Here is a 16,086-nt window from a genome sequence, read left to right on the forward strand (position 1 = left end):
ATGAATAATAGAAAACTATATGATCATAAAAATGTAGAAAATCAAATATATCAATATTGGATAGATAAAAATTACTTTTCATCTTATCCAGATAAGAGAAAACCATATACTGTAATAATGCCTCCACCTAATATAACAGGGATATTACATATGGGACATATTCTTAATAACACAATACAAGATATTTTAATACGTTATGCTAGAATGAAAGGATATAATGCATGTTGGATTCCAGGGACCGATCATGCTTCTATTGCTACTGAAGCAAAAATAGCTTCTTACTTAAAGAAAAAAGGTCTTTCTAAAGAAAAAATAGGTAGACAAGAATTTTTAAAACTTGCACGTCAATGGAAAAATAAATATGAACAAATTATTATTAACCAAATAAAAAAAATAGGATGTTCTTGTGATTGGAATAGGAAGAAATTTACAATGGATAGTATTATGAATGAATCTGTAACAAAAATTTTTGTTAAACTATATAAAGAAGGAAAAATATATAGAGATTATAGTATTGTTAATTGGGATCCATATGCTAAAACTACAGTGTCAAATGAAGAAATAATTTATAAGAAATATAATGGGAAATTATTTTATATTCAATATAAAATTGAAGGAGAAAATAACTTTTTAACAGTAGCTACTACAAGGCCAGAAACTATACTAGCAGATACTGCAATCTGCGTAAATCCAAAAGATAAAAGATATTTGAATTTAAAAAATAAAAGAGTTATTATTCCTTTATGCTCAAGATCAATTCCTATTATTGAAGATGATTACGTTGATATGAATTTTGGCACAGGATGTTTAAAAATCACTCCGGCTCATGAAAAAAATGATAAATTAATTGCTGATAGGCATAATTTATCAGTTATTAATATTTTTGATGATAGAGCTATAATAAATAAAAATGGATTAATTTTTAATGGGAAAGAAAGATTTAAGGCTAGAGAAGAAATTATTGAATTTCTTAAAAGTAAAAAAAGATTAGTAAAAATTGAGAATTATATCTATAATATAGGGATTTCTGAACGTACAAAATCTATTATTGAACCAAAATTATCTATACAATGGTTTGTAAATATGAAGGATTTTATTATTCCCACTTTAAATTTTATAAATAATAAAAAAATTCATTTTTATCCAAAAAATATAAAAAAATTTAATCATTGGCTTTATAATATTCATGATTGGAATATATCACGTCAACTTTGGTGGGGGCATAGGCTACCTGTTTATTATTATAATAATGAAGATTTTGTAGTTTCTGAAACAATTGAAGGAGCTTTAAAAGAAGCGCGTATAAAAAGTGATAAGATTTTTTTATCTTATAAAGAGCTTAGACAAGAAAATAATGTTTTAGATACTTGGTTTTCATCATGGTTATGGCCGATATCTGTATTTGATGGAATTAGGTTTCCTAATAATAATGAAATTAAATATTATTATCCTACTCAAAATTTAGTTACTGCACCTGATATATTATTTTTTTGGGTAACTCGTATGATAATGTCAGGATATTATCTAATGGGTACTCCACCTTTTAAAAACATATATTTTACCGGAGTTGTTAAAGATAAACAAAATCTAAAAATGTCTAAATCTTTAGGTAATTCCCCTAATCCTATTGATTTGATAGATAAATATGGAGCTGATGCTGTTCGTGTTGGGATTTTATTAAGTGCTAATACAGGAAATGATTTAATCTTTGAGGAAAATCTTTGTTTAAAAGGACGTAATTTAGCTAATAAAATTTGGAATGCATTTATATTAATAAATACTTTAAAATCAGGAAATTGTTTAAAAACAAATATTTACGCTGAATTAGCTATCAAATGGTTTGATAATAAAATTAATAAATTTTTCTATAAAATAGAATTTTATCTAAAAAAATATAGATTTTATGAATCATTTATGATGATATATAAATTATTTTGGAATGATTTTTGTTCATTATATTTAGAATTAATAAAATCAAATTCAAGATTTTTAAATAAAAAAATAATTAATCAAACTCTTTTTTTATTTAAAAAAATAATAAAATTATTTCATCCTTATATGCCTTTTATAACAGAAAAAATTTGGAAAAATTTTAAATCAAAAAAAAATGAAAATGATTTAATCATTACAAATTTGCAAAACAAATATTTTTTTAAAAAGAAATTAATAAAAAAATTTAAAAAATCTATTACTTTTATAAGTATAATACGGAATTTACGTATTCAGAAAAAAATAAAGTTATTAATTTTATCCGAAAATAAAAAAAACTTATTTTATTCTTTAATTTTAAAATTAGGAAATCTAAGTTCCTTACATGTTTTAAAAAAAAAACCTAAAAAAAAATATTATTCTTTAATATTCGAAACGAAAGAATATTTTATCCCAAAATTATTAAACTATAATAAATTAGAACAAAAAAAAAAAATATTTATAAAAAAAATGTTTTTAAAACAAATTAAAAATAAAATTTATAATAAAAAATTTTTAGAACATGCTTTATTAGATATAGTTAAAAAAGAAAAAAAAAAAGAATTAGATTGTCTTAAAAAGATTTTTCTTCTTAAAAAAAAGATAAATGAATTTTAACGATAAAGAATATTTTTCTTCTATTTTCAAAATAGAAATCTTAATGCCTCTTATTATGAAAAGATCTTACAATTGGTTAAAAAAATATATTTCTATAATATGTAATCTATTAACGGATATTGGTTTTAATGTTGAAAAATATAAATTGATTTTTATTTATAATTTGGTTTTGAAAACAATTAAAATGATAGTCGGATTTTGGTTTTAAACACAAAATCTTTTTTCAAAGTATGAAAATCTTAATGATGCTCTCATTGAGAAGACTATTAATAGTTTAAAACTAAGATTTCTAAAAAAACTAAAAGCGAAAATAAGATAATTGATATAACTTTCCAAAAAGGAATTATGAAAATTTTAAATAAACCATATTATGGTATATATTTTGGTAAATATTATAAATTATTAAAAAATATATTTTTAAATCAAAATTTTTTTTCAAAAAAAATACTTTTATTAGATATAAATACAAAAAAATATTGTTTAGATTATTTTTTATCTAAAACAAATTTATTTAATAAATATTATTTGATAAATATATTCTCAGGAGAGGAGGAAAAAAATATTGATACTTGTAAAAAAATATGGAAAAAATTAATAAAACTAAATGCAGATAGAAATAGTATTGTTATAAATTTAGGAGGAGGAGTAATTACAGATATGGGGGGATTTGCTTGTTCAGTTTTTAAAAGAGGTTTAAATTTTATTAATATTCCTACTACTCTTCTTAGTATGATTGATGCTTCTATAGGTGGAAAAACAGCTATTAATTTTTTTTCATTAAAAAATGAAATTGGATTATTTAACGATTCTAAAATAATTTTAATAGATAAAAATTATTTAAAAACCCTATCAGAAGATGAAATAAAATCAGGATTATCAGAAATCCTAAAATATGGATTAATATATGATATTAATTTATGGAATTTATTAAAAATTATAGTTTTTAGCAAAATGAAAGATGAGATTATATATAAATCTATAATTAGAAAATCTAATATAATAGAAAAAGATTATAAAGAAAAAGGATTAAGAAAAATTTTAAATTTTGGTCATACTATTGGACATGCAATAGAAAGTTATTTTATTTATAATTTAAATAAAAGATTATCCCATGGACATAGTATAGCTATAGGAATGATATGTGAATCTTGGATTTCATATAAAATGAAAATTATAAAAAAAACGGAATTTGAAGAAATATATAACGTATTATCAATTTTATATAAAAAAATTAAAATATATAATTCGGATATATATAAAATATTATATTTTATGAAACATGATAAAAAAAATAAAAATAAAAAAATTAAATTTTCTTTAATAAAAGAAATAGGATATTGTTTATATAATATTGAAGTAGATTATGAATTAATAAAAGAAAGTATTAAAAATTATCTATTCTAAACAAGAAAGCAATTTAAATTAATGAAAATGGATAAAAATCTGTCTGTAGAAGAGAAAAATGAATCTCTTATATTAAAAGATATAATTAATATAAATAAAAATGTGAAATTATCAAATTTTGATTGGAGTTCTTATGAACTGGGTTTAAGTAAAGAAGAACAAGAAGAGAGAAAAAAAATGGAAAAATTGTATTCTGATACTATTTCAAGTATACATGAATTTTATATTTATAATGGGAAAATTATTAAAATAATTGATAGAAATGTTGTAATAGATTTTGGATTTAAAGCTGAAGGAGTAATATCATTAAATGAATTTCGTGATGAAAAAAAACTACCTAAAGTAAATGATATAATTGAAGTAATTGTCGAGAAACTTTATTATAAAGGCCGATGTATTATATCTTATAATAAAGCCAAAAAATTAAAATCCTGGGAAATAATACAAGAAAAATTTATTAAAAATGAAATAATAATATTTTTTGTTGCAGCTCGTACAAAAGGAGGCTTAATAGTAGTTTTATTTGGAATTGAATGTTTTTTACCAGGATCACAAATATATATAAAACCTGTAAAAGATTTTGATTTTTATGTAGGTAAGACAATGGAAGGAAAAATAGTAAAAATAAATAATAAAAAAAAAAATGTTGTTGTTTCTCATAAAATTTTAATAGAAAAATATATTGAAATTAAAAAAAAACAATTAATTTCTAAATTAGAAAAAGGTCAAGTTTTAAGAGGTATAGTAAAAAATATAACACATTACGGAAGTTTTATAGATATAGGTGGTGGAATAGATGGATTATGTCACATTACAGATATAAGTTGGGGAAGAATAGAGCATCCTTCAGAAAAATTAGAAATTGGTCAAACCATTAATTTTGTGATTTTATCAATTGATAAAATCAAAAATAGAGTTCAATTAGGTTTAAAACAATTACAGTCTAATCCTTGGAATTCTTTAGAAGATGAAATAAAAAAAGGGAAAGTAGTTATAGGTACAGTAACTGTTGTAACAGATTATGGAGCTTTTGTTGAAATTTTTCCAGGTGTAGAAGGATTAGTACATGTCTCTGAAATGTCTTGGGCTAAAAAATTAAGATCTTCACAAGATTATGTAAAAGTTGGAGATAGAATTAAAGTTTTAATATTAAATTACGATATTTCAGATCAAAAAATGTCTTTAAGTCTGAAAAGACTTACACCTAATCCATGGGAAAATATAAAAACAAAATATAAAATGGGCTCAATTCATATTGTAACTGTTAGAAGCTTTACTAATTTTGGGGTTCGTTTAGAATCCAAATCCAAATCCAAATACAAATACAAATCCAAATCAAAATTCAAATCAGAATTAGAGTTAGAATTAAAATTCAAATCAGAATTAGAAGAATTAGAATATTTATTATACAATGATGAGATTTCATGGATTAAAAATCTAAATAATTCTATAGATATATATAAAAAAGGAGATTTAGTTAAACTAATTGTGTTAGGTTTAGACTTAATTACACGTAAAATAAATTTTGGTAGTAAACAACTAATAAAAAATTTTTGGGATGAAAATATGATAGGTAGTATCCATACTGGAAAAATTAGAAAATATTTTTATAAAGGAGCTATAATCAAATTAAAAAAAAAAAATATAAAAATTTTTGCGCCTATTTTAAAACATGGTGTAGAACTTAAAAATCCTAAATTTAAAATTATATATTTTAATTTTAAAATTAAAACATTTTATGTTTCTCATACATCAGATTTTATAAAAAAATAGAAAAGGAGTAGTTGTAGTTATAAATTCTTTATTATTTTTTGTTTTATTTAAACGAAATATTATATATTCAATAGCCTCTATTGAAGTCATCTCAGAAAGACGTTTTCTGAGAAAAAAAATTGTTTTTAATGTGTTATCATTTAATAATAATTCCTCTTTTCTTGTGCTAGAAGCAACTAAGTCTATAGCTGGATATATTCTTTTATTCGCAATTTTTCTATCTAATTGTAGTTCCATATTACCTGTACCTTTAAATTCTTCAAATATTACTTCATCCATTTTTGATCCAGTTTCTATAATTGCTGTAGCAATTATAGAAAGAGACCCACCATCTTCAATATTTCTAGCAGCCCCAAAAAATCTTTTAGGTTTATGTAATGCGTTAGAATCAACTCCTCCTGATAAAACTTTACCAGATGTAGGAGAAACAGTATTATATGCTCTAGCTAAACGTGTTATAGAATCTAGTAAAATAACTACATCATGCCCACATTCAACCATTCTTTTTGCTTTTTGTAAAACAATACTAGCAACTTTTACATGTTTTTCTGCTGGTTCATCAAAAGTTGAAGATACTACTTCCCCATTTACGTTTCTTTGTATATCTGTAACCTCTTCTGGTCTTTCATCTATTAAAAGAATTATTAAATAGACTTCTGTATGATTATAAGATATTGTATTTGCTATTTCTTTTAATAAAGTTGTTTTTCCAGTTTTAGGAGGTGCAACTATAATACCTCTTTGGCCTTTTCCTATAGGAGAAAATAAATCTACAATTCTTGTAGAAAGAGTTACTTTTTTTTCTGAAATTTTGAATTTTTCATTAGGAAATAATGGAGTTAAATGTTGAAAAGACTTTCGAAAAATTATAGAAGATGGAAAACGTCCATTGATTTGGAAGATTTTTATTAAAGGAAAATATTTTTCTCCGTTTTTAGGAGTACGAACTTCTCCTCTTATAGTATCACCAGGTTGAATTCCAAAAAGTCTTATTTGAGATTGTGATACGTAAACATCATCATCTGATGATAAATAATGAAATCTTAAGAATCCATAATGTTCAGGCATTATTTCTAATACTCCTTCACTAATTACTAGACCTTCAAATTTATATTCATTCTGCATTTAAAATGATTGTCTTTAAAAAAATCGAAGTTTTAAAAAAAAGATTTTCTGAACTTAGAAAACCTGAAATTCAAAAATCTGTTAAACTTTATAAAGAATATAAAATTATTTATAAAATAATTAACTATTATAATAGTTATAAAGAAAAAAAAAAATCTTTAAAAGAAATAGAAGATTTAATTAAATTAGATGACGATAAAGAAAAAGAATTATTAGAATTTGCAATTTTTGAAAAAAAAAACAATCTATTAGAATTAGAATTTCTTCTAAAGAAGATAGAAGATCTCTTGAAGAAGAAGAAGAAGAAGAATAATACGAATAATGTTCTTCTGGAATTAAGGGCAGGAACAGGAGGAGATGAAGCATGTATTTTTGTAGAAAATATATTTCGAATGTATACTATGTATTTTAAAGAATTATGTTGGAAATATGAAATATTAAATATGCAGCAAGGTACAATAAAAGGTTATAAAGAAATCATTATAGAAATACAAGGAAAAAATGTATATGGGACATTAAAATTCGAATCAGGTGTACATAGAGTACAAAGAGTTCCCTCTACTGAATCACAAGGTAGATTACATACATCTGCCATAACAGTAGCAATTCTTCCAGAAGAAGATTATAACAATAAGATTAAGATAGTTTTATCAGATATAAAAAGAGATACTTTTAGGGCTAGTGGAGCAGGAGGTCAACATGTTAATAAAACAGAATCTGCAATACGTTTAACTCATATCCCTACTGGGATAATAGCAGAATGTCAAGAAGAACGTTCACAACATAAAAATTATGAAAAAGCAATGAAAGTTTTACGTGCTAGAATTTATCAATCAGAATTGAAAATAAAAAATGAAAAACTTTCTAAAGAGAGAAAAGATCTTATATCTACAGGAGATAGGTCCGCCAAAATAAGAACATATAATTATCCTCAAGGAAGGGTAACAGATCATCGTATAAATAAATCAATTTATTATTTAGATAAATTCATGAATGGAAAAATAAATGAAATGATAACAGCTCTTAAAATTCTTGAAAAAGATATATGAAAAAAATAGCTATAATAAATGGTCCAAACTTAAACCTTTTAGGTAAAAGAGAACCAGAAGTATATGGTAAATACAAATTTGAAGAATTTCTTTTTAAATTAAAAAAAAAAATAAAGAATCTTGCTAAGATTTTTTTTTATCAAAGTAATCATGAAGGTGAAATTATTGATATATTACATAATATAGGTTTTGAATATCATGGGATTATAATTAATCCAGGTGCATATACTCATACTTCTATAGCTATAGCAGATGCTATAAAATCTATATCCACTCCTGTAATTGAAGTTCATATTACAAATATTTTTTCTAGAGAAAAAATTAGAAATAAATCATTTATTACAGAAGTCTGCAAAGGCAGTATATTTGGATTTGGATTAAATTCTTATAAATTAGGAATTTTTAGTTTTATTAAGAACTAATTCACTTTTTATAATCGAGATATTTTTTTATATATTTATTTACATCATCGACAGTCATGAATTTTTCATCATCAGACATAATAATCTGAAATTCTTTTTCAAATTCCATAATTAGTTCTATTGAATCTAATGAATCAGCCCCCAAATCATTTATAAAACTAGCTTCAGGAATAACTTTTTTTTCATCTACCCCTAATTTTTCTATTATAATGGATTTTATTTTTAAGAAGATTTCATTCATAATAATATTGTTAATATATTTTTTTTAAAATTTAAAAAACCATAATTAATTTTTACTTTGATAATTGTTGTATTATTATTATATGATATATTGATATCAGAATTCTGATAATTTTTCATCAAAAAACTACTATAAATTTTAATTATTCCAGATGAGATCATTGATATCATTGAACAATGATTATTTAAAATTTCAAATTTCCCTTTTGAAGATGGTAAAAAAACGGCGTATCCTTCTATCTCAAAGAGAGTTTTTTCTTTTTTTAAAATTAAGATTTTCATTATATCTTTTCTTTTGAAGAATCAATTACTTCACTTATTGTTCCTTTTAAGTTAAAATGTACTTCTGCTATATTATCAAGTTTCCCATCTAAAATAAGATTAAATCCTTCTATTGTATCTTTTATATTTACTAATTTTCCAGTAATTCCTGTAAATTGTTCAGCAACATTAAATGGTTGAGATAAAAATCTTTGTACACGTCTAGCTCTATGAACAAGAATTTTATCTTCTTCAGATAATTCTTCTATTCCTAAGATAGCGATTATATCTTGCAATTCTTGATAACGCTGAAGGATTTGTTTTACACGTTGTGCACATAAATAATGATCATTACCTAGAAATTCTATAGATAGAATACGTGATGTAGAAGATAACGGATCTACAGCTGGATATATACCTAAAGATGATATTTTTCTTGATAAAACAGTTGTAGCATCTAAATGAGAAAAAGTAGTTGCTGGGGCAGGATCACTCAAATCATCTGCAGGAATATAAACTGCTTGTATAGATGTTATAGATCCATTTTTAGTAGATGTTATTCGTTCTTGCATAGTTCCCATTTCAGATGCTAAAGTAGGTTGATAACCTACAGCTGATGGCATTCTACCTAATAATGCAGATAACTCAGATCCTGCTTGAGTAAAACGAAATATATTATCTATAAAAAATAGAACATCTCTTCCTTTTCTTTCTCTTCCTCTTCCTCTTCCTCTTCCCCTTCCCCTTCCCCTTCCCGAAAGAAAACTATCTCTATAATATTCAGCTAATGTTAATCCAGATAATACTACTCTTGCTCTTGCACCAGGCGGTTCATTCATTTGGCCAAAGACAAATGTTGCTTTAGAATTTTTTAATTCGTTTTTATCAACTTTAGAGATATCCCATTTTCCATTTTTCATATCTTCTAAAAAAGAATCACCATATTTTATAATTCCAGAAGAAATCATTTCTCTTAAAAGATCATTTCCTTCCCTAGTTCTTTCTCCTACACCTGCAAAAACAGATAATCCTCCATATCCTTTAGCAATATTATTAATTAACTCTTGTATTAAGACAGTTTTTCCAACACCAGCACCACCAAATAAACCTATTTTTCCACCTTTTATATAAGGTTCTACTAAATCAATTACCTTTATCCCTGTATATAATATCTCAATATTTGTTGATAAATCTTCAAATTTTGGGGGATTTCTATGAATTGAAATTCTTTTAGAATTATTTAAGTCACCTAAACCATCTATCGTATTTCCTACGACATTAAATACTCTTCCATTTATTTCTTCCCCTATTGGCATACTAATAGTAGTTCCTAGAGAAAAAACATCTTGTCCTCTTTTTAAGCCATCAGTTATATCCATAGATATACAACGTACCGTACATTCTCCAATATGCTGTTGGACCTCAAATATAATTTTATTTCCTTTAGGATTAAAAACTTCTAAAGAATCATATATCATAGGTAATGATGAAACATTTTCAAATAAAACATCAACCACTGGACCTATAATCTGTATTATTTTACCTTTGTTAATCATTTTTTAAAAAAATTAATATTAATAATAATAATATATATGTTTTTTAACAAAAAATTATGTCAATATTTTTTACATGATAAAAATATTGCTAAAAAAATAGTGAATAGTATTTCTTTTAAAGAATCAAAAACTATTGTAGAAATTGGTCCAGGTATGGGGATATTAACACAATATTTATTATTAAATAATAAAAATCTATTTCTTATAGAAATAGACAAAAAATATGTCGAATATCTTAAAATTAAATATCCTATTATAAAAAATAATATTTTTAATAAAAATTTTTTAATTTGGAACCCAAAGGATTTTTTTTTAGATTCTTTTACATTAATTGGAAATTTTCCATATAAGATATCATCACAAATCTTGTTTAAGATAATTAAATATCGTGAATATATACCAGAATGTATAGGAATGTTTCAAAAAGAAGTTGCTGATCGTATTACATCTAAACAGATGAATAAATCCTATGGAAAATTATCTGTAATAATGCAAGCCTTCTATAAGATAGAATACTTATTTACAGTTAATAATACTGTTTTTATACCTAAACCTAAGGTTAAATCGGCAGTTGTAAGAATGTTAAAAAGAAAAGATAATCTTATTCTTAAAGAAGATATTTTTATTAAAATAGTTAAAACAGCTTTTCTTTATAGAAGAAAAAAATTATATAATTCATTAAAAAAATTATCGTTATCTTCTGAGTTTTATAAAAATCCTCTTTTAAAAAAAAGAGTTGAACAATTATCTGTAAATGATTTCATTTTGCTTGCTAGCTTTTAAAAAATTTGTTTTTTTAAAAAACAAATTGTATATTTATATTGCGGGGTGGAGCAGTTGGTAGCTCGTCGGGCTCATAACCCGAAGGTCACAGGTTCGAGTCCTGTACCCGCTACTATTTTAAGCTCCCCAGGCTGGATTCGAACCAGCGACACCCTGATTAACAGTCAGGTGCTCTAACCAAACTGAGCTACTGAGGAATTTATTTTAAACTTACTGTTTTATTAAATAAAATTGTTTTTTTATTACTTTTTTTATCTAAACAAAAATATCCAATACGTTGAAATTGAAATTTCTCTTTAATTGTAGCTGTCCTTAACGAGGGTTCTGCATATGCTATTTTAGTTTTTAAAGAATCATGATTGAGAAAATCAATAAATTTTTGAGATTTTTCAGGAATTTGTTTTCTAAATATTTGATCAAAAATATTTATTTTAATTTTTAAAGCATGAATTTTAGAGACCCAATGTAATGTAGATTTTATTTTTCTTTTACTTGATAAACCAGTTTTAGATAAACTGTTTTTATCATAAGAACAATATATACTTTTAATGCTACCATCTAGATTACGAGATATATTATTAGCTTTTAAAATATAAGCATTTTTTAAACGTACTTCTTTTCCTAAAGATAATCTGAAAAAATTTTTTGTATTTTTTTCCATGAAATCTTCACTCTCTATATAGAGAAATTTTGAAAAAGGGATTTTTCTATAAGTTTTTTTTATGTCTTCAGGATTATTTTCCGCTTTTAACCATTCTACTTTAAAAGTAGGATAATTTTCAATTATTATTAATAATGGATTTATTACAACCATTACTCTAGATGAAATTTGATTTAAATGTTTTCGAATACTAAATTCTAGAATAGATATATCTATCTGATTATATCGTTTTGATATTCCAATTTTTTTAATAAAATATTTAATTGATTCTGGAGTATAACCTCTTCTTCTAAGTCCTGATAGAGTGGGCATTCTTGGATCGTCCCATCCATTTACAAGATTTTTTTTTACTAAAATTTGTAACTTTCTTTTACTTAAAACATTATAATTTAGATTTAATCTAGAAAATTCATATTGTCTAGGTGTTAGACTCTTTTTTTTATTTATATTATAAATATACCAATTATATAATTGTTTATGATTTTCAAACTCAAAAGAACATAAAGAATGTGATATTTTTTCTATATAATCTGATTGCCCATGTGTCCAATCATAAGTCGGATATATACACCATTTATTTTTTGTTCTATAATGTAATTTTTTTTTTATAATACGATACATGATAGGATCTCTAAGATTCATGTTTGGTGATTTCATATCTATTTTGGCACGTAAAACACAATCACCGTCATTAAAATATCCATTTTTCATTTTTTTAAATAAAAAAATATTTTCTTTTATCAATCTATTCCTATAGGGACTCTCTATACCATCCTCAAAAGGATTTTTTCTTTGTTCTTGTATTTTATCTTGTTTTTGATCATCTACATAAGCTTTTCCTTTTTCTATAATGACTTTAGCTAAGTCATAAAGTTTAGAAAAATAATTAGAAGCATAAGTTACTTTATTCCATTTAAAACCTAACCAAAAAATATCTTTTTTTATATAATTAATAAATTTTTTTTCTTCTTCTATTGGATTAGTATCATCAAATCTTAATATTACTGAAGCTTTATATTTTTCTGCTAATTTAAAATTTAAATAAATAGATTTAGCATGACCAATATGTAAATAACCATTAGGTTCAGGTGGAAATCTAAAAAGTAATTTTTTTTTAGGAAATCCTGACTCTAAATCTTTTTCTATAATTTTATCGAATATATTTATTATTTTCATAATATTTATTTTTTTATTAAAAAAATAATTAAAATCCTTATATCTGAAGGAGAGACTCCACTTATTCTAGATGCTTCTCCTATAGAATTTGGTTTATAATTTAATAATTTTTCCCTAGCTTCTATTGATATTGATTTTACTTGATTATAATCAAAATTATTTGGTATACGTATGGATTCTAATTTATACATTTTTTTGACATTTTCTTCTTCTTTTAGAATATAGCCTTTATATTTAATATAAAGAGATATTTGTTCTAAAATTTTTTCATCTATATTATTTTTTTTTCTAAAATGTTTTATTAAATATAATTTAATTATATCATATATAGATATTTCTGGCCTAGATAATAAATCACAGATTTTAAGATTTTCTTTTAAATTGGCTTGATTTCTTTGAAAAAAGAAAAAACAATGTCTTTTCTTTTTATTTTTATTTTTTAGTTTTTTGATTCTATCATTACTAACTAATCCTAGATTAATCCCCATAGGGGTTAATCTTTCATCAGCATTATCTTGTCTTAATAATATTCTATATTCAGCTCTTGAAGTAAACATTCTATATGGTTCTTCTGTCCCTTTATAAATTAAATCATCAATAAGTACACCTATATATGCTTCATTACGTTTAAGAATAAATGGATCTTTTTCATTAATTTTTAAATTAGCATTTATTCCTGCTATTAATCCTTGTGCTGCTGCTTCTTCATATCCTGTAGTTCCATTTATTTGACCAGCAAAAAAAAGATTTTCAATTAATTTTGTTTCTAAATTATTTTTTAATTGTGTAGGAGGAAAATAATCATATTCTATAGCATATCCTGGCCTAACCATTTTTGCGTTTTCAAAACCAGGAATCGTTAATAATGCTTTATATTGAACTTCTTCTGGCATAGAAGTAGAAAATCCATTAATATAAACTTCTATAGTGTTAACACCTTCTGGTTCTACAAATATTTGATGATTTTCTTTATTAGAAAATCTATATACCTTTTCTTCAATCGAAGGACAATATCTAGGACCTACACATTTAATTTTTCCATTAAAAATAGGAGAGCTATTAAATTCTTTACTTAATAATTTGTGAGTTTCTAAATTTGTATGCGTAATATAACATTTTTTTTGTTTTAAAATATTTAAATTACTTAAATCAGAAAAAGGTTCTATAGGAAAATCTCCTAATTGTTCAATCATTTTAGAAAAATCTAAAGAACGGCCATCTAATCTAGGAGAGGTTCCCGTTTTCATTCTTCCTGAGAAAAATCCAATTTTTTTTAATTTTTCTGTTAATCCTTTTACTGAATTTTCTGAAATTCTTCCGCCACTATTTTTTTTATCTCCTATATGAATAATACCATTTAAAAATGTTCCATTTGTAAGAATTACTGATTTACTTTTAATAGAAATCCCAAGAATTGTTTTAACTCCAATGACTTTATAATTTTTTATAATTAAATCGACAACTGTAGATTGAAAAAAATCTAATTTTTTTTGTTTTTCTAAAGTTAAACGCCATTCTTTAGAAAATTTTAGTCTATCACATTGTGCTCTTGGACTCCACATTGCAGGACCTTTAGATTTATTTAACATTCTAAATTGAATCATACTTTTATCGGTTATTATTCCTGAATAACCTCCTAATGCATCAATTTCTTTAATAATTTGCCCTTTTGCAATTCCTCCAATTGCTGGATTACATGACATTTGTCCTATATTATATAAATTTGTTGTAATTAATAAAGTATTTGATCCTAGATTAGAAGCAGCTAAAGCTGCTTCTGATCCAGAATGTCCACCACCTACTACAATTACATCATATTGTTTAACAAACATATTTTTTTTTAAAAAAAAATAAATAAATCTCTTCTTTTTTAGACATTATATATTTTTCAGTTTCTTTTTTATCTTTATATCCTAGTAAATGCAATACAGCATGTATAATAACACGTTTTAATTCATCATAAAATGATTTTTTAAAATTTAAAGAATTATATTTAATTCTTTTTATGCTAATAAATATATCTCCATCTATATTTTTCTCTTCAGAATTATCAAAAGTTATAACATCTGTATAATAATTTTTCTTAAGATATTTCTTATTAATATTAATCAAATATTGATCATTACAAAAAATAAAATTTAGTTCTTTTATAAATTCCTTTTCCTTACTTACAACAAAAAAAATCCATTTTGAAAAATAAAATTCATTATATAAATTAAATTTTGTTTCATAATAATAATTTATCATTAATCCATATATGTTATATATTGTTCCTACACCTATAGGTAATTTAGAAGATATCACTTTTAGAGCAATTCGTATTCTAAAAGAAGTAGATTTTATTTTAGCAGAAAATCTTTTAAATTCTAAAAAATTATTAAATTTTTTTAAAATAAAAAATAAGATATTATCATATAATATATATAATGAACAGAAAATTATATTGAATATAATACTTTTTTTAAAAAAATGTAATAATATAGCTTTAATTACTGATGCTGGTACACCTATTATATCTGATCCAGGTTTTTTATTAGTAAGACATTGCATAAAAAATAATATAAAAGTTTCTTGTCTTCCAGGAGCTACTGCTTTTATACCAGCATTAATAAATTCAGGTTTTTCGATAAATGAATTTACATTTCTTGGATTTTTACCGCATAAAAAAAGTAAAGAAAAAAAAATAAAAACTCTCTGTAAAGAGAGTAGAACAATAATTATTTATGAAAGTACTTATAGAATTTTAAAGACTTTATATATAATAAAAAATTATATAGGAAATAAACAAATTTCTATTTGTAGAGAAATTTCTAAAAAATTTGAACAAACTATTATAGGGAATATAAATGATATAATTTTTTTTTTTGAAAACAAAAAACCAAAAGGAGAATTTGTTATAATCTTACAAGGTAAGACTAGAGGCACTGAGCGGATTTGAACCGCTGTAAAAGGTTTTGCAGACCTCTGCCTTGCCACTCGGCCACGGTGCCAATTAATCTAATTATAAAAATTAAATTAATATATTTAATTATATATAATTAATTTTTTTT

General features: G+C 23.6%; 14 protein-coding genes, 3 tRNA genes and 1 pseudogene. 9 read left to right on the plus strand and 9 right to left on the minus strand.

Annotated elements, in window-relative coordinates:
- The 4 genes from MP018_RS00115 to MP018_RS00130 all read left to right on the plus strand — a co-directional run bounded on the left by MP018_RS00115 (position 1) and on the right by MP018_RS00130 (position 5,763).
- Entirely contained in the window at positions 1-2,586 is a 2,586-nt protein-coding gene (locus tag MP018_RS00115; RefSeq protein WP_259288631.1) for a valine--tRNA ligase, read from the plus strand.
- Complete coding sequence (locus MP018_RS00120; RefSeq protein ID WP_259082707.1) at positions 2,576-2,794, plus strand: hypothetical protein; 219 nt, start codon at positions 2,576-2,578, stop codon at positions 2,792-2,794. The genes MP018_RS00115 and MP018_RS00120 overlap by 11 nt, the downstream gene beginning before the upstream one ends.
- A gap of 137 nt (positions 2,795-2,931) precedes the next feature.
- A complete protein-coding gene (aroB, locus tag MP018_RS00125) occupies positions 2,932-3,990 on the plus strand; it encodes a 3-dehydroquinate synthase (RefSeq protein WP_259082705.1) in 1,059 nt (352 codons plus the stop codon).
- 21 nt (positions 3,991-4,011) lie between these two features.
- Positions 4,012-5,763 carry a S1 RNA-binding domain-containing protein gene (locus MP018_RS00130; protein ID WP_259288632.1) on the plus strand — a complete coding sequence of 584 codons (1,752 nt, stop codon included), beginning with the start codon at positions 4,012-4,014 and terminating at the stop codon, positions 5,761-5,763.
- On the opposite strand, the pseudogene rho reads toward MP018_RS00130, so the two are convergent.
- A pseudogene (rho, locus tag MP018_RS00135) lies at positions 5,743-6,882 on the minus strand (transcription termination factor Rho); the annotation flags it as partial. The gene MP018_RS00130 and the pseudogene rho sit on opposite strands and share 21 nt — an antisense overlap.
- Before the next feature lie 11 nt (positions 6,883-6,893).
- Here rho and prfA point away from each other — a divergent pair.
- Together prfA and aroQ are read left to right on the plus strand one after the other, a co-directional pair.
- A complete protein-coding gene (prfA, locus tag MP018_RS00140; RefSeq protein WP_259288633.1) occupies positions 6,894-7,937 on the plus strand; it encodes a peptide chain release factor 1 in 1,044 nt (347 codons plus the stop codon).
- On the plus strand, positions 7,934-8,359 hold the full coding sequence (gene aroQ, locus MP018_RS00145; protein ID WP_259288634.1) for a type II 3-dehydroquinate dehydratase: 426 nt from the start codon (positions 7,934-7,936) through the stop codon (positions 8,357-8,359). The genes prfA and aroQ overlap by 4 nt, the downstream gene beginning before the upstream one ends.
- Before the next feature lies 1 nt (position 8,360).
- Here aroQ and MP018_RS00150 read toward each other — a convergent pair whose 3' ends face one another.
- From MP018_RS00150 to MP018_RS00160, 3 genes are read right to left on the minus strand one after another with little or no spacing between them, the layout of a single operon-like run.
- On the minus strand, positions 8,361-8,600 hold the full coding sequence (locus tag MP018_RS00150; protein ID WP_259082698.1) for an acyl carrier protein: 240 nt from the start codon (positions 8,598-8,600) through the stop codon (positions 8,361-8,363).
- Complete coding sequence (locus MP018_RS00155; protein ID WP_259288380.1) at positions 8,597-8,881, minus strand: ATP synthase F1 subunit epsilon; 285 nt, start codon at positions 8,879-8,881, stop codon at positions 8,597-8,599. Before MP018_RS00155 ends, MP018_RS00150 begins: the two co-directional genes overlap by 4 nt.
- Positions 8,881-10,416, minus strand: a complete 1,536-nt coding sequence (locus tag MP018_RS00160; protein ID WP_259082694.1) for a F0F1 ATP synthase subunit beta — start codon at positions 10,414-10,416, stop codon at positions 8,881-8,883. The genes MP018_RS00155 and MP018_RS00160 overlap by 1 nt, the downstream gene beginning before the upstream one ends.
- A gap of 36 nt (positions 10,417-10,452) precedes the next feature.
- Here MP018_RS00160 and rsmA point away from each other — a divergent pair, with 36 nt between their 5' ends.
- Both rsmA and MP018_RS00170 read left to right on the plus strand, forming a co-directional pair.
- Positions 10,453-11,199: a 16S rRNA (adenine(1518)-N(6)/adenine(1519)-N(6))-dimethyltransferase RsmA gene (gene rsmA, locus MP018_RS00165; protein WP_259082693.1), complete on the plus strand. Its 747-nt coding sequence runs from the start codon at positions 10,453-10,455 to the stop codon at positions 11,197-11,199.
- A gap of 39 nt (positions 11,200-11,238) precedes the next feature.
- Positions 11,239-11,311 (plus strand) — tRNA-Met (locus MP018_RS00170).
- A gap of 10 nt (positions 11,312-11,321) precedes the next feature.
- On the opposite strand, the gene MP018_RS00175 is transcribed toward MP018_RS00170, so the two are convergent.
- The 4 genes from MP018_RS00175 to ybeY all read right to left on the minus strand — a co-directional run bounded on the left by MP018_RS00175 (position 11,322) and on the right by ybeY (position 15,283).
- A tRNA-Asn gene (locus MP018_RS00175) sits at positions 11,322-11,396 on the minus strand.
- Between the two features lie 2 nt (positions 11,397-11,398).
- A complete protein-coding gene (glnS, locus tag MP018_RS00180) occupies positions 11,399-13,036 on the minus strand; it encodes a glutamine--tRNA ligase (RefSeq protein WP_259082691.1) in 1,638 nt (545 codons plus the stop codon).
- 5 nt (positions 13,037-13,041) lie between these two features.
- On the minus strand, positions 13,042-14,868 hold the full coding sequence (gene mnmG / locus MP018_RS00185) for a tRNA uridine-5-carboxymethylaminomethyl(34) synthesis enzyme MnmG (protein WP_259082689.1): 1,827 nt from the start codon (positions 14,866-14,868) through the stop codon (positions 13,042-13,044).
- A complete protein-coding gene (ybeY, locus tag MP018_RS00190; RefSeq protein ID WP_259082687.1) occupies positions 14,858-15,283 on the minus strand; it encodes an rRNA maturation RNase YbeY in 426 nt (141 codons plus the stop codon). Before ybeY ends, mnmG begins: the two co-directional genes overlap by 11 nt.
- A 10-nt stretch (positions 15,284-15,293) precedes the next feature.
- Here ybeY and rsmI point away from each other — a divergent pair, with 10 nt between their 5' ends.
- Positions 15,294-15,974 carry a 16S rRNA (cytidine(1402)-2'-O)-methyltransferase gene (gene rsmI / locus MP018_RS00195; protein ID WP_259082686.1) on the plus strand — a complete coding sequence of 227 codons (681 nt, stop codon included), beginning with the start codon at positions 15,294-15,296 and terminating at the stop codon, positions 15,972-15,974.
- On the opposite strand, the gene MP018_RS00200 is transcribed toward rsmI, so the two are convergent.
- Positions 15,956-16,026: transfer RNA gene (locus tag MP018_RS00200), tRNA-Cys, on the minus strand. The two genes, rsmI and MP018_RS00200, sit on opposite strands and share 19 nt — an antisense overlap.
- Positions 16,027-16,086: the final 60 nt, after the last annotated feature.

Source organism: Candidatus Karelsulcia muelleri (assembly GCF_024818015.1).
Lineage (GTDB): Bacteria > Bacteroidota > Bacteroidia > Flavobacteriales > Blattabacteriaceae > Karelsulcia > Karelsulcia muelleri_C.